This is a genomic window from Neorhizobium sp. S3-V5DH (assembly GCF_004343065.1).
Taxonomy (GTDB): Bacteria; Pseudomonadota; Alphaproteobacteria; order Rhizobiales; family Rhizobiaceae; genus Neorhizobium; species Neorhizobium huautlense.
Map to the genome: position 1 here is coordinate 82754 of NZ_SMCL01000003.1, position 18315 is coordinate 101068.

Sequence of the window (18315 nt, forward strand, 5' to 3'; positions counted from 1 at the left end):
CCCTTTGGGCCACCTTCTCCCCGCGGGGGAGAAGGTAACATCGCACCGTCCAAACTCTCTACATTCGACATCCCACCCTACCTGTTATCCGCCAAAATCATCTCGGCCGCCTTTTCGGCGATCATGATCGTCGGCGAATTGGTGTTGCCGGAGGTTATATTGGGCATGATCGAGGCATCGGCGATACGCAATTTCCCAAGCGCCCGCATTTTCAGCCGTGGATCGACGACACTCTCCGGATCGGCGCCCATGCGGGCGGTGCCGACCGGATGGAAGATGGTCGTGCCGATATCGCCCGCGGCTCTTTCGAGATCGGCTTCCGTCTCGTAGCTCGGGCCAGGCTTGTATTCTTCCGGATGATAGCGCGCGAATGCGGGCTTGCGGACGATTTCCCGGGTTAGCCGGATCGACTTCACGGCAACGTGCCGGTCGGCCGGCGCGGAAAGATAATTCGGATGAATTGCCGGAGAAGCGGCAAAATCCGGGCTTTTCAGATGCACCGAACCGCGGCTTTCCGGGCGAAGGTTGCAGACGCTGGCAGTCATGGCCGGAAATGCATGCACCGGGTCGCCGAACTTGTCGAGCGAGACCGGCTGCACGTGATATTCGAGATCCGCCGTTTCCTTGTCCGGTCCGGACTTGGTGAAAATGCCAAGCTGGCTCGGCGCCATCGACATCGGCCCGGAGCGCTTGAATGCATATTCGAGGCCGATCGCGGCCTTGCCGACCAGGCTCGATGCCTTTTCGTTCAGCGTCGGAACGCCGGTCACCTTGTAGACCATGCGCAGCTGCAGGTGGTCCTGCAGGTTCTCGCCGACGCCCTTGACCTCCTTGACCACATCGACCCCCGCATTCTGCAGGATATCGCCGCGGCCGACGCCGGAAAGCTCGAGGATATGCGGCGTACCGATCGCGCCGGCGCTGAGCACGGTTTCTTTTGCCGCATAGGCCTTCTTGGTGACGCCGTCGTGCTGGAATTCGACGCCCTTGACCTCGCCGTTTTCGATGATCAGCCGCCGCACATGCGCCTTCGTCAGCACGGTGAGGTTCGAACGTTTCATCGCCGGACGCAGGAAGGCCTTGGACGCATTCCAGCGGATGCCGGAGCGCTGGTTGACATCGAAATAACTGGAGCCCTCGTTGTCGCCCCGGTTGAAATCCTCGACGATCGGGATGCCGGCCTCTTCCGCCGCCTTCTGGAAGGCATCGAGCACCGCCCAATGGAGACGCTGCTTTTCGATCCGCCACTCGCCGCCGGCACCGTGCATCTCATCGGCGCCTCGATAGAAATCCTGGCTCTTCTTGAAGATCGGCAGCACGTCGTCCCAGCCCCAGCCGGTGCAGCCCATCTGCCGCCACAGATCGTAGTCCCGCGCCTGGCCGCGCATGTAGATCATGCCGTTGATCGAGGAGCAGCCGCCGAGGATCTTTCCGCGCGGATAGGAGAGCGAGCGGCCGTTCAGCCCCTCTTCCTTCTCAGTCGTGAAGCACCAGTCGGTGCGCGGGTTGTTGATGCAGTAGAGATAGCCGACCGGAATATGCACCCAGTGGTAATTGTCGTTGCCGCCCGCTTCCAGGATCAGGACGCGATTTGCCGGGTCCTTCGACAACCGGTTGGCGAGGACGCATCCGGCGCTGCCGGCGCCGATGACAATGTAATCGTAATTTTCCATTGCTTGTGACCGTTCAGCGCCGATGCTCGAAGCCGAGCTTGCGGCCGAGGCGGGAGGCATAGAATTCGCCGATAAGGCCCCGCCGGAACAGGAGGACGCAGACCATGAAGACGACACCGGTGATGATCGTTACCGGGAAATCCGAGGTCGCCAGATAGTTCTGCAGGGTGACCACCAGACCGGCGCCGAAGATCGGCCCGATCAGCGTGCCGATGCCGCCGAGCAGCGTCATCAGGATGACTTCTCCGGACATCTGCCAGGCGACGTCGGTGAGCGTCGCGAACTGGAAGACCAGCGCCTTGACGCCGCCGGCAAGGCCCGCCAGCGCCGCGGACATCACGAAGGCGCCGAGCTTGTAGCGTGCGACGGAATAACCAAGCGAGGTGGCCCGCGCCTCGTTCTCGCGGATCGACTTCAGGATCATCCCGAAGGGCGAGTTGATGAAGCGCCAGATCACCACCATGCCGATCAGGAACACCGCCAGCACGAAGTAATACATATTGGTCGACTGGCTGAGGTCGATGAAGCCGAAGAGATGCCCGCGCGGCACCGACTGGATGCCGTCCTCGCCTTTGGTAAATTCCGCCTGCAGGCAGAAGAAGAAGAACATCTGAGACAGCGCAAGCGTGATCATCGCGAAATAGATGCCCTGCCGGCGGATTGCCACGTAACCCATGACGAGGCCGAGCAATGCTGCGCCGACGACGCCGGTCAGGACGCCGAGCTCGGGCGGGAAACCCCATTCCTTCACCACATGGGCGGTGAAATAGGCAGCCCCCCCGAAGAACGTCGCGTGGCCGAAGGAGAGCAGCCCGGTATAACCGAGCAGCAGGTTGAAGGCACAGGCAAACAGGGCGAAGCAGAGCAGCTTCATCAGGAAGATCGGGTAGAAGAACAGCGGCGCGAGAAGGAGCAGGATCAATCCCGTGGTGAGGAAGATCGCGTAGGTCATCGACGCGGTGGCCGACCGTTCGGCGCGCGGTTTGGCTGCGGTATGGGTCATGTCGCTCATCTTACGCATCCCGTCCGAAGAGGCCGGCGGGCCTCAGCAGAAGCACGATCGCCATGATCACGAAGATCACGATATTCGAGGCTTCCGGGTAAAATACCTTGGTGAGGCCCTCGGCGATGCCGAGCATGTAGCCTGTGACGATCGCGCCCATGATCGAACCCATGCCGCCGACCACGACCACCGCGAAAACGACGATGATGATGTTCGAACCCATCAGCGGCGAGACCTGGTAGATGGGGGCCGCGAGCACGCCGGCGAAGGCCGCGAGCCCCGCCCCGATCCCGTAGGTCAGCGTCAGGAGCACCGGCACGTTGACGCCGAAGGCCTGTACGAGAACCGGGTTTTCCGTCGCCGCGCGCAGGTAGGAACCGAGCTTGGTCTTCTCGATCAGCAGCCATGTGCCGATACAGGCGACAAGCGATACCACGACGACCCAGCCCCGATAGATCGGCAGGAACATGAAGCCGAGATTCGTGCCGCCGGCAAGCTGCGCCGGTACCGCGTAGGGCTGGCCGGATGAACCGTAGAGATAACGGAAGGTGCCCTCTATCGTCAGCGCCAGGCCGAAGGTGAACAGCAGGCCGTAGAGCGGATCGAGATTGTAGAGCCTCGACAGCATGGTGCGTTCGATGAATGCGCCGAACAGGCCGACGACGATCGGCGCGAGGATCAGCGCGAACCAGTAGTTGATGCCGAAATACTGCAGCATCAGCATCGCCGCAAAAGCGCCGAGCATATATTGCGCGCCGTGGGCGAAATTGATGACCCGCAACAGCCCGAAGATGACGGCGAGGCCGAGGCTCAGCATCGCGTAGAAGGAGCCGTTGATCAGCCCGATCAGGAGCTGCCCGAGAAATGCCTGGAGCGGGATTCCGAAGATCATCGTCATGGGGCGAGGCTCCTCCTGACCAATGTCGTCGCGATTTGAGGAAGACGGCGCGGCGTGCCAATCTCCCCCCTTGTGGGGGAGATGCCCGGCAGGGCAGAGGGGGGTGGCGCCACACCCTCTTCAGTCGAACTTGCCGTACTACCCCCCTCTGTCACCTCCGGTGACATCTCCCCCACAAGGGGGGAGATCGGGAGCCTGCCGCACCGCCCATATTCCATATCCAAATGCCGAGGTTTCCTGAGAGCGATCACCATCCCTACACCCCCAGCACTTTATGCAGCATGTCCATCTTGCCCGGCAGTTCGCCGACCGGGAAATCCGCGACCATCTTGCCATGCTCCATCAAGTAGAAGCGATCGGCGATGCGGCTTGCGAAGCGGAAATTCTGCTCCACCAGGAGCACCGTCATGCCGCGCTCCTTGAGTTTCTTCAAAACCTCGCCGATCCTCTGCACGATGACCGGGGCAAGTCCTTCGGTCGGCTCGTCCAGGATCAGCAACTTCACGCCCGTGCGCAGGATGCGGGCGATCGCCAGCATCTGTTGCTCGCCGCCGGAGAGTTTCGTGCCGGGGCTGGCGCGGCGTTCTTTCAGGTTCGGGAAAAGTTCGTAGATCTCGTCGAGCGACATGCCGCCCTCCGCCACCACCGGCGGCAGCATCAGGTTTTCCTCGACGGTCAGCGTCGAGAAGATCCCGCGCTCTTCCGGCACGAAGCCAATACCGGCATGTGCGGTCTTGTGCAGGGGCACGCCGAGCATGTCCTTGCCAGCGAAGCGGATTTCGCCCTTCCGCTCGCGGATGATGCCGACGATGGTGCGCAGCGTTGTGGTCTTGCCGACGCCGTTGCGGCCGAGAATGGTGATCGTCTCGCCCTCGCCCACGGTCATGTCAACGCCGTGCAGCACATGGCTTTCGCCATACCAGGCATTGAGGTTGGAAACTTGCAGCAGAGGGGTCATGCGTCCTCCGAACCCATATAGGCGAGCCGCACGCGTTCGTCCTGGCTGACCGTGGCATAGTCGCCTTCGGCGAGGATTTCGCCGCGCTGGAGCACGGTGACGTGGTGGCAGATGTCGGCGACGACGGAAAGGTTGTGCTCCACCATCAACACGGCCCGGGTCTTGGCGACTTCGCGGATGATGTTGGAAACGGTGCCGATATCCTCCTGCCCCATGCCGGCCATCGGCTCGTCGAGCAGCAGGACCTTCGGATCGAGCGCCAGCGTCGTGGCGATCTCCAGCACACGCTTGCGGCCGTAGGAAAGATCGGCGGCCAGCGAGTTACGCTCCCGCTTGAGGCCGACTGCCTCGATCAGCTCGTCGGCGCGGGCGTTCAGGCGATCGAGCGAGGACATCGGCAGCCAGAACTGCGTTGCGAGACTGTTCGGCCGCTGCAGCGCGACGCGGACATTGTCGAGCACGGTCAGATGCGGGAAGACCGCGGAGATCTGGAACGAGCGCACCAGCCCCATGCGCGCCACCTTGTCCGGCGCGGTCCTGGTGATATCCGTGCCGAGCAGGGTGATCGAGCCGGATGTCGGCTGCAGGAACTTGGTGAGCAGGTTGAAGACGGTCGTTTTCCCCGCCCCGTTCGGGCCGATCAGGGCGTGGACGCGCGCATGTTCGACGTCGAGATCGACATTCTTCACCGCCGCGAAGGCGCCGAAGTGTTTCGTGAGGCCGCGGGCGGAAAGCACCACCCGCGGCTCCTCATGCGTTGCTGTCGCGGAAACCGCCATTACTTCACCAGCTCGCAGCCGCTCTTTGCAGGATCCATGTAGGCTTCCTTGCCGGGAATGGTAGCGAGAACATTGAAGTAATCCCACGGCTCCTTGCTGTCGGCCGGCTTCTTGACCTGCAGCAGGTACATGTCATGGATCATGCGGCCGTTCTTGGCGACCGTGCCGTTGCGCGCGAAGAAATCGTCGACCGGCATTTCATGCAGCGCCTTGGAGACGGCGTCCGCGTCGTCCGTTCCGGCCTTCTGGATCGCCTTCAGATATTGCGTCACCGCCGAATAGGTTCCGCTATGGACCATGTTCGGCATCTTCTTGGTGCGGGCGAAGAACTTCTTGGCGAATTCGCGGCTCTTGTCGTCGAGGTTCCAGTAATAACCTTCCGTCAGCGTCAAGCCTTGAGCAGCTTCAAGGCCCAGACCATGCACTTCGGCAAGCGTGAAGAGCAGGGCCGCGAGGTTCTGGCCGCCGGCAGTAATGCCGAATTCGGCCGCCTGCTTGATGGCGTTTGCCGTGTCGAGACCGGCATTGGCAAGCCCGATGACCTTGGCGCCGGAAGATTGCGCCTGCAGGAGGAACGAGGAGAAGTCGGTGCTCGCCAGCGGATGGCGGACCGCGCCGACAACCTTGCCGCCGCTCGACTTAACGAAATCGCTGGTCTGCTGCTCCAGCGAGTAACCGAAGGCGTAGTCGGCGGTCAGGAAGAACCAGGTGTCGCCGCCTTGCTTCACGAGCGCTCCGCCGGTGCCGACGGCGAGAGCGTGGGTGTCATAGGCCCAATGGAAGCCATAGGGGCTGCAGGCCTTGCCCGTAAGATCGGTGGTCGCCGCGCCGGTGACCATATTGATCCTTTTCTTTTCCTTACCAATCGCCTGCACGGCGAGCGCAACCGACGAAGTGGTCAGCTCCATGATCGCATCGACCTGCTGGGTATCGTACCACTGGCGGGCAATGTTGGAGGCAATGTCAGGCTTGTTCTGGTGGTCGGCGTCGACGATCTCGACCGGCACGCCGAGCACCTTGCCGCCGAAATCCTCCACCGCCATCTTCGCGGCTTCGACCGACGACTTGCCGCCGAAATCCGCATAGACGCCCGATTGGTCGTTCAGGACGCCGATCTTGACCTTGCCGTCCGATGGGCTCTGCGCAAAGGCCGCGCCGCTTGCCAGAAGAACCGCCAGGGACGTCAGAATTGTCTTTCGCATGATTTCTCCTCCCAGAGATGCCAGAGTGCGAGTCTGTTCAAAATTGGTGAGCCACTCTCCTCAAAGCGACCATTCCCAACCTCATGCTTTAGTAAAACCGCCATTGACGCAAGCTGGAACATCAAATTAATTGCAAACAGCATCTGTGCATTTTTGAACAGATGCTTGGGGGGATCATGACCGGAAATCCGAACTTCACCTGGGACGACCTGCAATATTTCCTGGCGGTGGCCCGCACCGGCCAGCTCTCGACGGCTGCCCGGCAGTTGCGCACCAGCCACGCCACCGTTTCGCGCCGCATCGACCGGCTGGAGTTTTCGCTCAAGGTAAAACTCTTCGAACGCAATCCGCGCGGCTATGTTCTGACCGCGCTCGGCCAGCGCTTCATAGAGGCGGCGGAACGGATCGAGGCGGAGGCGGATCGACTTGCCGCAGACATAACCTCCGGGACGACCGCCCAGCGGGGCGTGGTGCGCCTGAGCGCGCCGGAAGGATTTGCGAACTTCTTCTTTGCCGACAAGATCCGCGATTTCTGCGACAGCCATCCGAACATTTCGCTCGAACTGGTGACGATCCAGCAGATCATGTCGCTGTCGCGCAAGGAAGCCGACATCGCCGTGTCGCTCGATCCTCCCAAGGAAGGCCCCTATCTCACCGAAAAGCTGACCGACTATAACCTGAACGTCTACGGGTCGAAATCCTACCTCGCCAAGGCCGCTCCAATCCGCAGCCGGGAGGATCTGCTCGAGCATCCCTTCATCGGTTATATCGAGGATATGATCTTCGTTCCCGGCCTGGATTACCTCGGCGACGTGCATCCGGGCATCAAGGCGCGGTTCCAGAGTTCAAGCATCTTCGCCCAGATGACGGCCACTTTGAACGGGCTCGGGCTCTGCGTGCTGCCGCATTTCATCACCCGCACGCAGCCGGATCTGCAGATCGTCCTGCCGGACGAGGTGGAACTGCGGCGCAACTATTGGCTCGTCTGCCATCGGGACCTGAGCCACATACCGCGGGTGCGCATGGTGACGGACTACATCTTCGACGCCGTCAAGCACAATCAAAACGCCTTCCTCCGGGGATTCCAAGCCCCGGAGGAAGGCGGGCGACATTATTCGGCAGCCATGGGCAGGGGTGTTTCACGGCTTTCGAACAGGTCGCCTTGATTTGCCGGCTGGAGGTCATCATCGCTCTTCTTCTTACGTTCGCGACCAAAGAAGAGCGCATAGCCGGCGGGGAGGACGAGGATGGTGAGCACGGTGGCCACGAGAATGCCGCCCATCATTGCATAGGCGAGCGGTCCCCAGAACAGGCCGCGCGAGATCGGGATCAGCGCAAGCACCGCAGTCAATGCCGTCAGCGTGATCGGTCGGAAACGGCGGACGGCGGCGCCGACGATCGCTTCCATCCGGTCCATGCCGGCGGCGATATCCTGATCGATCTGGTCGACGAGAATGATCGAGTTGCGGATGATGATGCCGAGCAGCGCGATCACTCCGAGGATGGCGACGAAGCCGAAGGGCGCGCCTGTGATCAACAACGCCATGGCGGCGCCGATGATGCCGAGCGGGCCGGTCGCCAGCACCAGCATGGCCTTGCCGAAATGCTGGAGCTGGACCATCAGCAGGAGCAGGATGACAAGCAGCATGATCGGCGCCTTGGCGGCGATCGACGCCTGGCTTTCGGCAGAATCTTCAGCCCCGCCCTGGATCTCGATCTTGTAGCCCGCCGGCAGGCTGGCCCGCAGATCGGCCATGCTGTTGTAGAGGTTGAGCGAAACCTGGGTGGGCTCGATGCCATCCGGCAGCGTCGCCTTGACGGTGATCGTCGGCAGGCGGTCGCGGCGCCACTCGATGCCTTGTTCGAGCACGGGCACGACCTTGGCCACCTGCGAGACCGGCACGAAGCCGCCGAAATCGGTCGGCACATAGACCGACTGCACGGCCGAAAGCAGATTGCGGGTCGCTTCCGGTTCACGCACGACGATGGACACCGTTTCCTCGCCGTCTCGGAAGTCGCTGATCGGCGCGCCTGAGGCGGAGGCCTGCAGCATCTGGCGAACGCGCTGCGAGGTAACGCCGAGGGCGCGGGCGCGATCCTGGTCGACGACCAGTTTCATCGCGGGCACCGGCTCCAGCCAGTCGTCGTGGATGGCGCCGAACAGCGGCTGCTGCCGGTAGCGTTCCTTGACGAGATCGGCGATACGGCGGACCTCGGCCTTGTCGGGACCGACCACGCGCATCTGCACGGGCCAGCCGGTCGGCGGACCGAGGAAGAGACGGTCGACCTTGCCGCGCACGGTCGGGAAATCCTTCGCGAGGATGTCCCTCAGCTTGACGATCAGCCGCTCACGCTCTTCGACACCCTTCGACATGATCAGGAGCTGCGCATAGTTCGGGTTGCGGAGCTGCTGGTCGAGCGGCAGGAAGAAGCGCGGGGCTCCTTCGCCGATGAAAGTAGCAACGAAGGTCTTGTCCTCATCGGGCAGGATCTTGTTTTCCAGCGCCTTGGCCTGGCGCTCCACCTCTTCGATCGCCGTGCCTTCCGGCAGCCACATGTCGACCAGGATTTCCGGCCGCGACGACTGCGGGAAGAAGCTCTGCGGGATGAACTGGAAAGACCAGAGGCTGCCGGCGAAGACACCGATCGTCAGAAGGAGAACGATGATCCGGTGCCGGACGGCCCAGCCGACCGTCGAGCGGAGCCGCCGGTAGAAACGCGTGTCATAGACATCATGATGGGTGCCGGCATGCGCCCGCTGTTTCAGGATCATGTAGCCGAGCCAGGGCGTGAAATAGACCGCCACGAACCAGGATACGACGAGCGCGATACCGACCACGAAGAACAGCGAACGGACATATTCGCCGGCGGTCGACTCGGCAAAACCGACCGGAATGAAGCCGGCGGTGGTGATCAGCGTGCCGGTGAGCATCGGGAAGGCGGTGGAGGAATAGGCGAAGCTTGCGGCGTCGATGCGGTGCAGCCCCTCCTCCAGCTTGCGCTCCATCATCTCGACCACGATCATCGCGTCGTCGACGAGGAGCCCGAGCGCGATGATCAGCGCGCCGAGCGAGATGCGCTGCAGCTCGATGCCCAGGTAGTACATGATCGCAAGCGTGGCCGCGAGCACGAGCGGGATGGCGATCGCGATCACGATTCCCGAGCGCCAGCCGATCGAGATCAGCGAGACGACGAGCACGATCGCCAACGCCTCGAGGAGCGCCTGGGTGAACTCGCCGACCGCCTCCGTCACGACTTCCGGCTGGTTGGAGATCTGCTCGACCGAAACGCCGACCGGCAGGGTCTGTTCGAAGCGGTGATAGGCGGCTTCAAGCTCGTGGCCGACATCGGTGACCTTGAAGCCCTTGGCCATCACGACGCCAAGCTGGACGCTGTCCTTTCCGTTGAAGCGGAACTTGCGCTGGAAGGGATCTTCGAGACCTTCCTTGACGGTGGCGATATCGCCGATCCGGATCACCTGATCGCCGGCGCGCAACCGCAATTCGCGAATGTCTTCCGGCGTCGTAACACCGCCTTCGACAGAAATCCGCACGGAATGGTCGGCGGTCTCCACACTGCCGGAAGGATCGACATCATTCTGGCCGGAAAGCGCGTCGCGGATGTTGAGAACGGTCAGACCGCGCTCGGCAAGAGCTTTGGACGAGACGTCGATGAAGATCTTCTGCGGCTGATCGCCGAGGATGACGGCCTTTTCCACGCCGGGCGTCGCAAGCAGTATGTCACGCGCCTGGATCGCGAACTGCTTGAGCTCGGGAAAGCTGTAGCCTTCGCCGGTGATCGCGTGCAGCGTGATGAATGTATCGCCGAACTCGTCGTTGAAATAGGGGCCGAGCAGGCCGGACGGCAGTTCCTGCCGGATATCGCCGATCTTCTTGCGCACCTGATAAAAGGCGTCGGCGACTTCCTCGCCATCAGTATCGCCGTTGATCTGGACGGTGGTGATCGCGAAGCCGGCGCGGGTATAGGAGCGCACGAAATCGAGATGCGGCGTCTCCTGCAGCTTGCGCTCGATCTTGTTGACCACCTGGTTCTGCATCTCGTCGATCGAGGCGCCGGGCCAGACGCTTTGAACTACCATGACGCGGAAGGTGAAATCCGGGTCTTCCTTCTGGCCCATGTTCATGATGCCGAGCGCGCCCATGACGATGATGAGGCCAAACAGGAAGCGCGCGATGCTTGGATGGGCGATTGCCCAGCGCGACAGGTTGAATGAGGCTTTTTCCGAGGGATCGGCCTGATGCGAGGAGTTCATGGTCGTGGTCCTTGAAACCGGAAATCAGGGCGCAATCGAAGCGGTGCTGATGCTGCTGACGGAGCCGAAGCGGGACGCAACGGTTTCGGGCAGCTTCACCTTCATATCTTCCTGCATGAACTGGGTACCGGCCGAAACGACGAGATCGCCTTTTTCGAGCCCCTGCAGGACACGTACGCCGTCATCGGAGAAATCGGCGACGGTAACGGCGCGGGAACTGACGGTCCCCTTCTCGCGATCGACGATCCAGACCACCGGATGACCCTCTTTCTTGCCGAGCGCCGCAAGCGGAATGGACCAGGTCTGCACCGCGTTGTCTTCGGCGGCTTCGATCGTGGCAGTCATTCCGAGAAGCACGCGCGGGTCTTCCGGCAGGCTTACGCGGACCGCGAAGGTGCGCGACTGCGCATCGGCGCTGCCGGCCACCTCGCGGACCTTGCCGTCGAGCACGAGATCGGCGGCGGACCAGAAGCGGACCTTGACCGTCTTGCCGGGCTTGAACTGACCAACCTCTACTTCCGGAACGGCAACCTGCACTTCCTTGCCGCCATCGACGGCAACGGCCATGACCGGCGTGCCGATGCTGACGACCTGGCCTATATCGGCGCTGACCGTCGTGACGATGCCGTTCTGGTCGGACTTGAGCTCGGTATAAGCCACCTGGTTGCGCGCCTGATCGAGGGCGGATTGAGCGGATTGGCGGGCGGAAACGGCCTGGTCCCGGGCAAGCGCCGCCTGCTCCAGTTCCGATTGCGAGGTGATATTCTTCGAGTGAAGCGAGTCGGCGCGGCGATAGGCAAGTTCGGAGATTTCCACCTGCTTCTGTGCGGAGGCCAGATCTGCTTCGGCGCGACGAACCGCCAATTCGTAGTCCACGTTATCCAGCCGCGCCAGGACTTCGCCATGGCTGACGCGGTCGCCGACATCTACAAGCCGCTCGGTGACCTTTCCGGCAACGCGGAAGCCGAGATTCATTTCCGTGCGCGCCTTGACGGAGCCGGAATATTCAAGCCGCCGCCCCTGATCGGGAGCGGCAATTTCAGCCACCTTCACGGGGCGCACCACTTCCGGCGCTTCGGCTTTCTTCTCTTCCGAGCAGGCGGTGAGGACGGCGAGCGCTGCAGCAAGCGCCAGAGCCTTGGAGAAAAAAGACACGTGATTTCTGGGCGTCACGACAAACATGGTCCGCACTCCTAATAGCGGGTAACGAAAAAGGCGCGTCCGGCGCCGATCACTTCAATGCATGCAAAACGAATTCCACGATATCGGCAGGGGTACTGTGCCGGTTCTCGACCAGACACTCGGCAACGATCTGCGGATGGCAGAGCACAACCATGCTGGAGCAGCAGCATTCCGCCGCCACGTCCGGATTCTGCTCGCGGAATTCGCCAGTCTCGATACCTTCGCGGATGAGGCCGGCGACGATGACGCGCATCTTCTCGATGTGGTCCTGCACGGCCCCCCACTGCTCCTCGATGGCGATCACCACCATCTCGTGCACCTTGTTCTCATGGAGAAACGTTTCGACCGTGATGCGGTGCTGCTGCAGGAAATGGTCGCGGATCCGTTCTGTCGCGCTTACCGGGCGCCTTGCGTTTTCAAGCGCGACGGCCTGGCTTGCTTCCAGCATGCGCCGGGCGAGCGCCTGGTGGATGTCCGCCTTCGAGGAGAAGAAACGGTAGATGTTGGCCGGCGACATGCCGAGATCGCGGGCGATATCGGCGACATTGGTCTTTGTGTAGCCGTAGTGCTTGAAGAGACGCTCTGCCGCATCGAGGATGCGGGTGACGTTCTCCTGCTTCGTTGTCTCCAGGGTCTGCTCCATGGAATCCATCTTGCTGGCGGCCTTCTGTTTACGACTGACGAATTTCATATTTCGTCAGTCGTAAACTCATCACATGTGTTTGTCAACGCCGACTCCGCCGAAAGGGGCGAATCGTGTTAAGGTCGCACCGTGGCGGGAACCATTCCGGGCGTTGCACGTTACGCTACGTCGCGCCGCGCGATCCGCCGGCGCTGGGGACGATTAATGAGTATGACGCAAAGTTACGACGTCTCGTTGCTTGATGAGGAGCGCTATAGACTTCTCGTGGACGCAATTACCGATTATGCGATCTTTATGCTGGATGCGGACGGCCGGATCGTGAGCTGGAACCCGGGAGCGCAACGCTTTAAAGGCTACGAAGCCTGGGAAGTGCTTGGAAAGCATTTTTCACACTTTTACACCCCCGAAGACCGCCTAGCCCGTCTGCCGGAAAAGGCCTTGCGGACGGCGGCGAGCGAAGGCCGCTTCGAAAGCGAGGGCTGGCGGGTGCGAAAGGACGGCAACCGCTTCTGGGCTCATGTCATCATCGATCCGATATGGAGCAGATCGGGCGAACTTCTGGGTTTCGCCAAGGTAACCCGCGATCTAACGGAGCGGAAACAGGCCGAACTCGAGCTCAGGCGGAGCGAGCGGCAATTCCAGATTCTCGTTCAGGGCATCTCCGACTACGCGCTCTACATGCTCGATCCCGACGGCTACGTCAGCAGCTGGAACGTCGGCGCTGAACGCATCAAGGGCTACCAGGCCGAGGAAATCGTCGGAAAACACTTCTCTCAATTTTATACGGAGGAAGACCGCGAACGCGGCGAGCCGCAGCGCAGCCTCGATATGGTCAGGAAAGAAGGGCGGACCGAGAGGGAGGGCCTGCGGCAGCGCAAGGACGGTACCCGGTTCTGGGCTCATGTGATCATCGATGCGATCCACGACGACAACGGCGAGCTTATCGGTTTTGCCAAGATCACCCGCGACATCACCGAAAAGATCGAGGCGCAGAAGGAACTTGCAAAGGCCCGGGAAGAGCTCTTTCAAGCCCAGAAGATGGAGGCGATCGGCCAGCTCACCGGCGGCGTCGCCCATGATTTCAACAATCTCCTGATGGCAGTCCTCGGCAGCCTTGAAATTCTGAAGAAGCGATTGCCTCAGGACCCTTCGATCACGCCGTTGCTCGACAACGCCATCCAGGGCGCCGAGCGGGGTGCCGCGCTGACGCAGCGCATGCTGGCCTTCTCCCGCCGCCAGCAACTCAACATGCAGACGGTCGATGCCCCCGCGCTGATCGGCAACATGATGGACTTCGTTCAGCGGTCGCTTGGCGCCGAGGTGCGCATCGAAACGCGATTTTCAGGCAATGTGGCTCCGGTCGTCACGGATCCTGTGCAGCTCGAAACGGCCCTCCTCAATCTTGTCGTCAATGCCCGCGATGCCATGCCCGGCGGCGGCCTGATTACGATTGCTGCCGAAGACTATGTCGCGGACGAACATCACAAGCAGCTGAAGCCCGGCCACTATGTCCGGCTGTCCGTGGCCGATACCGGGGAAGGCATGGACAGCGAGACGATCTCACGGGCCGCCATACCGTTCTTCACCACCAAGGGTGTCGGCAAAGGTACCGGTCTCGGGCTCTCCATGGTGCAGGGCCTGACCGAACAATCCGGCGGCAAGCTGTTGATCGAGAGCAAAAAGGGGCACGGGACGACCGTTTCGCTGCTCCTCCCCGTCGCCGATGTCAACGACTGCCCTCCACCTTCTGAGACGGCGATGTCCGCGCTTGTCGACCCTCCCAAAGGCAATCTGACCATCCTGGCTGTCGATGACGACGCTCTCGTGCTGATGAACACGACGCTGATGCTGGAGGACCTCGGTCACACCGTGATCGAAGCCTACAGCGGCGTCGACGCGCTCCGGGAGCTGAAAAGCGGCGCTCACAAAGTCGACCTTGTCATCACGGATCATTCGATGCCGCGCATGACCGGTTCGGAACTTGCAGCCGCCATCCGCGAGGAATGGCCGGGGCTTCCGGTCGTCCTGGCAACCGGTTACGCCGAACTGCCTTCGGGCGGCGACAACCGTCTGCCAAGGCTGCCGAAGCCATTCTCGCAGAACCAGCTTCAGGAAACCATCGCCTCGGTATTGGCGGGCGCAGCCTGAACCAATTCGCTACGACAAACGTTGTTTGGCCGGACCTTGACAGGAACGGAGAGCGATCAATGGTTTTCAAACATCAGCATTTTCACGAGACACCGCCGGAAGTCGAAGCGGAATTTCCGCCGAGCGCCACCCTGGAAGGCGCCGTTTCCGATGCGCTCGCATCCGCCGGCGGCATAGACGCCTCCGACGTGACTGTGACGGCCCATGGTGCAACCGTCACGCTGGCAGGCACTGTCCTGCAGGAACGCGAGATCGCCCGAGCCGGGGAAGTCGCACGCGGCGTCGCTGGCGTCACAGACGTCCGAAACGAGATCAGCGCCAAGGGCCTTGCGGGCTTTTGAAGCGATCACGGCGAAGGCCCGAAGGCAAGACCTTCGGGCCTTCGAGCACTCCAGGCCATTCGTCAGCGCGGCAGCGCGTAGGCGATGACGTAGTCGCCCGGTTTGGTGCCGACCGAGCCGTGGCCGCCGGCCACCATCACCACGAATTGACGGCCGTCGTCGACCGCATAGGTCATCGGCGTGGCCTGCCCACCGGCGGGCAGCCGCGCCTTCCAGAGTTCCTCGCCGGTGGTGAGGTTATAGGCCCGCAAATAGTTGTCGACGGCCGCCCCGAGGAATGCCAGGCCGCCCTTGGTGATCATCGGACCGCCGATGCCGGGCACCCCGACCTTGAAAGGCAGAGGCAGCGGCGTCATATCGTAGACGGTGCCGTTGCGGCGCTTGTAGGCGATCTCGCCTGTCCGCAGATCGGCAGCGGCGACATAACCCCAGGGCGGCGCCTGGCAGGGGATCTGCAAGGGGCCGAGGAAAGGTCCCATATACACGCCGTAGGGTGCCCCCTCATTGCGGTTAAGGCCTTGTTCGCTGCCCTTCTGATCCTGCTCCTTCGGCGGGATCTCGGAGCGCGGCACCAGGCGCGAAGTGAAGGCGAGATAGGTGGGCATGCCGAACATCACCTGCCGTTCCGGGTCGATCGCGACGCTGCCCCAGTTGAAGGTGCCGAAATTGCCGGGATAGACGATTGTGCCCCTGAGGGACGGCGGCGTGTAACGGCCCTGGTAGTTGTACTGGTGATAGCGGATACGGCACACCATCTGGTCAAACATGGTGACGCCCCACATGTCCTTTTCCTCAAGCGGCTCCGGCTTGAAGGTCAAGGCGGATGTCGGCTGCGTCGGAGCGGTGAAATCCTCAGGGATCGCCCCTCCCGGCGCCGGTTCTTCCGTCACCGGAATGATCGGCTCGCCGGTGCGCCGATCGAGCACGTAGATATCGCCCTGCTTGGTCGGTCCGACCAGCGCCGGTACGACGCTGTTGTCCGGCTTGGTGATGTTGAGAAGCACCGGCTGGGCGGGAACGTCCATGTCCCAGAGGTCGTGATGCACCGTCTGGCGCACCCAGCGGTCCGCACCGGTATTGAGGTCGAGCGCCACGATGGAGGATGAATATTTTTCGACGCTTTCGCTGCGGCCCATGCCCAGCTGGTCGGGAACCTGGTTGCCGAGCGGGATATAGACGAGCCCCAGTTCTTCATCGACGCTGAAGACGGACCAGCTGTTCGGCGAATTCGTCGTGTAGGTCTGGCCGGGCTGAAGCGGCTGCGTCTGCCCCGGATTGCCCGAATCCCAGTTCCAGATCAGTTGTCCCGTATTGACGTCGAAGGCCCGGATGACGCCCGACTGCGACTGAGTGGAATAGTTGTCGTTGACCGCCCCGCCGATGATGATCTTGTTGCCGGCGATCGCGGGTGGCGACGTGGAATAATAATAGCCGGCCGGATTGTATTTCATGCCGGCCTCGAGACGCAGCGTGCCGTTGTCGGCGAAGGATGGGCAGACCTGGCCGTTTGCCGCATCGAGCGCAATCAGGCGTGCATCCGAAGTCGGCAGATAGACGCGTTCCGCGCAGGGCGTTCCGGCCGCCGCTGCCGGATCCTTGTAATAGGACACGCCCCGGCAGGTCTGGTGCTGCCTGTCCGGATTGAGGCCGGCATTGGGATCATATTTCCATTTCTGCTGGCCGGTGGTGGCGTCCAGGGCGATCGCCCAGTTGTGCGGCGTGCACAGATAGAGGGAGTTGCCGACTTTGAGCGGCGTCACCTGATAGGTCGTCTCGCCCACATCCTCCGGAAGCTTGACGTCGCCGGTCTGGTAGCGCCAGACCTCCGTGAGGTTGGCAACATTGTCCAGGTTGATCTGGTCGAGAGGCGAATAACGCTGGCCGAAAGGCGTGCGTCCATACTGATGCCATTCGCCGGGGGGTACGTTTCCGCCCATGGCGGGCGCCGCCGCCACCGACTGTGTCGGCAATTCGCCGGTTTTGCTGAGCGGATCCATAAACATCGAGAGGACGGCGACCGCAATGGCAATCGCCAGCGAGATCGCAAGCGGCGTGGCACTTGCGCCATAACGTGCGCCGGTAGGGCTGAGAAAGCCAAGCGGCTGCCGGATCGGGGGCGTGAGCAGCCAAAGGCCCAAAAGAATGATGACACCTCCGCGCGGTCCAAGCTGCCACCAGTCGAAGCCGACCTCCCAGATCGCCCAGACGAGCGACGCCAGCACGAGGACCGCATAGACCCTGAGCGCCACGGACTTCCTGAGGAAAAGAAGAATTGCAGTCAGCACGAAACCCAGACCGCAGATAAGATAATAGGCGCTTCCGCCGAGCAGCACCAACTGGCCGCCGCCGACGGCCAGCGCGATCCCGATCAACGTAAAGAGGATCGCGGTGATCTTGATGGCCATTTTGAAAAACCCTGTCCGCAAAAAAGATATGAAGCCGCGTGGGAACAATCCGCGCTCTGCGCCTTTAACCCGAGCTTGGCGGAAAGGTTCCAGCACGACCGGACATTCCCCCGCTCGATTTTCCGGAACCTGCGGCAGTCGAGCTGGTTCTGCCACATCAAGGAGTTCCGGCATGCTGACCTCCCGCAAAGGCCCCGCTTTCGAAACGACGGGCGCAGACGGAGACCACATTTCCGACGTCAGGAACGACGCGGAAAATTGCACCCGTTGCGATCTTTATAAAAACGCCACCCATCTCGTCTTCGGTGAAGGGCCCGGACGGGCAAGGATCCTGTTCGTGGGCGAACAGCCGGGGGACAGGGAAGACCTAGCGGGCAAACCCTTCGTGGGGCCGGCCGGCAGGCTGCTGGACCGCTGCCTCGACGAAGCGGGCGTCGACCGCGACCTCTGCTACGTCACCAACGCCGTCAAGCATTTCAAGTTCGCCGCCCGCGGCAAGCGCCGCATCCACGCAAAGCCGAATGCCGGCGAAGTGCAGGCCTGTGCCTGGTGGCTGGCGGCCGAACTGCGGCTGGTGAAGCCGAAACTTGCCGTGGCGCTGGGCGCGACGGCGCTCTATTCCTTACTGGGACGGCAGGCCAAGGTCACCCGCGACCGGGGAACCGTGTTGCGTTCGCCAGACGGGCTGCCGGTCCTCGTCACCATCCATCCCTCGGCATTGCTGCGGACCATGGATCAGCCGGATGCGGAAATGAACAGGGCCCGGTTTGTTGAGGACCTGAGGAAGATCGCGGATTTTGTGGAGTAGGC

The 18315-nt window shown here is 62.0% G+C and carries 14 protein-coding genes; 4 read left to right on the plus strand and 10 right to left on the minus strand.

The window, feature by feature from the left end; genetic code table 11:
* Positions 1–77: 77 nt before the first annotated feature.
* The 6 genes from EDE09_RS06420 to EDE09_RS06445 all read right to left on the minus strand — a co-directional run bounded on the left by EDE09_RS06420 (position 78) and on the right by EDE09_RS06445 (position 6513).
* A complete protein-coding gene (locus EDE09_RS06420; protein ID WP_132409415.1) occupies positions 78–1673 on the minus strand; it encodes a GMC family oxidoreductase in 1596 nt (531 codons plus the stop codon).
* Between the two features lie 13 nt (positions 1674–1686).
* On the minus strand, positions 1687–2685 hold the full coding sequence (locus EDE09_RS06425; protein ID WP_105371487.1) for a branched-chain amino acid ABC transporter permease: 999 nt from the start codon (positions 2683–2685) through the stop codon (positions 1687–1689).
* A 1-nt stretch (position 2686) separates the two neighbouring features.
* On the minus strand, positions 2687–3574 hold the full coding sequence (locus EDE09_RS06430; RefSeq protein ID WP_105371486.1) for a branched-chain amino acid ABC transporter permease: 888 nt from the start codon (positions 3572–3574) through the stop codon (positions 2687–2689).
* A gap of 256 nt (positions 3575–3830) precedes the next feature.
* The gene (locus EDE09_RS06435; RefSeq protein WP_105371485.1) at positions 3831–4532 is read right to left on the minus strand and encodes an ABC transporter ATP-binding protein; all 702 of its coding nucleotides are present in this window, start codon (positions 4530–4532) and stop codon (positions 3831–3833) included.
* The gene (locus tag EDE09_RS06440) at positions 4529–5311 is read right to left on the minus strand and encodes an ABC transporter ATP-binding protein (RefSeq protein ID WP_105371484.1); all 783 of its coding nucleotides are present in this window, start codon (positions 5309–5311) and stop codon (positions 4529–4531) included. Before EDE09_RS06440 ends, EDE09_RS06435 begins: the two co-directional genes overlap by 4 nt.
* A complete protein-coding gene (locus EDE09_RS06445; protein ID WP_105371483.1) occupies positions 5311–6513 on the minus strand; it encodes an ABC transporter substrate-binding protein in 1203 nt (400 codons plus the stop codon). The genes EDE09_RS06440 and EDE09_RS06445 overlap by 1 nt, the downstream gene beginning before the upstream one ends.
* A 176-nt stretch (positions 6514–6689) precedes the next feature.
* On the opposite strand from EDE09_RS06445, the gene EDE09_RS06450 reads away from it, so the two are divergent.
* Positions 6690–7679 carry a LysR family transcriptional regulator gene (locus EDE09_RS06450; protein WP_105371482.1) on the plus strand — a complete coding sequence of 330 codons (990 nt, stop codon included), beginning with the start codon at positions 6690–6692 and terminating at the stop codon, positions 7677–7679.
* On the opposite strand, the gene EDE09_RS06455 is transcribed toward EDE09_RS06450, so the two are convergent.
* From EDE09_RS06455 to EDE09_RS06465, 3 genes are read right to left on the minus strand one after another with little or no spacing between them, the layout of a single operon-like run.
* Positions 7625–10786 carry an efflux RND transporter permease subunit gene (locus EDE09_RS06455; protein WP_132409417.1) on the minus strand — a complete coding sequence of 1054 codons (3162 nt, stop codon included), beginning with the start codon at positions 10784–10786 and terminating at the stop codon, positions 7625–7627. The two genes, EDE09_RS06450 and EDE09_RS06455, sit on opposite strands and share 55 nt — an antisense overlap.
* 24 nt (positions 10787–10810) lie before the next feature.
* Positions 10811–11968 (minus strand): efflux RND transporter periplasmic adaptor subunit, encoded by a 1158-nt coding sequence (locus EDE09_RS06460; protein ID WP_105371480.1) that lies wholly within the window; start codon positions 11966–11968, stop codon positions 10811–10813.
* Positions 11969–12017: 49 nt separating this feature from the next.
* On the minus strand, positions 12018–12620 hold the full coding sequence (locus EDE09_RS06465) for a TetR family transcriptional regulator (protein ID WP_245422813.1): 603 nt from the start codon (positions 12618–12620) through the stop codon (positions 12018–12020).
* Positions 12621–12815: 195 nt separating this feature from the next.
* Here EDE09_RS06465 and EDE09_RS06470 point away from each other — a divergent pair, with 195 nt between their 5' ends.
* Both EDE09_RS06470 and EDE09_RS06475 read left to right on the plus strand, forming a co-directional pair.
* Positions 12816–14759: a PAS domain-containing sensor histidine kinase gene (locus EDE09_RS06470; RefSeq protein WP_105371478.1), complete on the plus strand. Its 1944-nt coding sequence runs from the start codon at positions 12816–12818 to the stop codon at positions 14757–14759.
* A gap of 59 nt (positions 14760–14818) precedes the next feature.
* The gene (locus EDE09_RS06475; RefSeq protein WP_105371477.1) at positions 14819–15100 is read left to right on the plus strand and encodes a BON domain-containing protein; all 282 of its coding nucleotides are present in this window, start codon (positions 14819–14821) and stop codon (positions 15098–15100) included.
* Between the two features lie 62 nt (positions 15101–15162).
* On the opposite strand, the gene EDE09_RS06480 is transcribed toward EDE09_RS06475, so the two are convergent.
* The gene (locus EDE09_RS06480) at positions 15163–17505 is read right to left on the minus strand and encodes a glucose/quinate/shikimate family membrane-bound PQQ-dependent dehydrogenase (protein WP_105371586.1); all 2343 of its coding nucleotides are present in this window, start codon (positions 17503–17505) and stop codon (positions 15163–15165) included.
* A gap of 172 nt (positions 17506–17677) precedes the next feature.
* Between EDE09_RS06480 and EDE09_RS06485 the strand changes: the two genes are divergently transcribed.
* Positions 17678–18313 (plus strand): UdgX family uracil-DNA binding protein, encoded by a 636-nt coding sequence (locus tag EDE09_RS06485; RefSeq protein ID WP_105371476.1) that lies wholly within the window; start codon positions 17678–17680, stop codon positions 18311–18313.
* Positions 18314–18315: the final 2 nt, after the last annotated feature.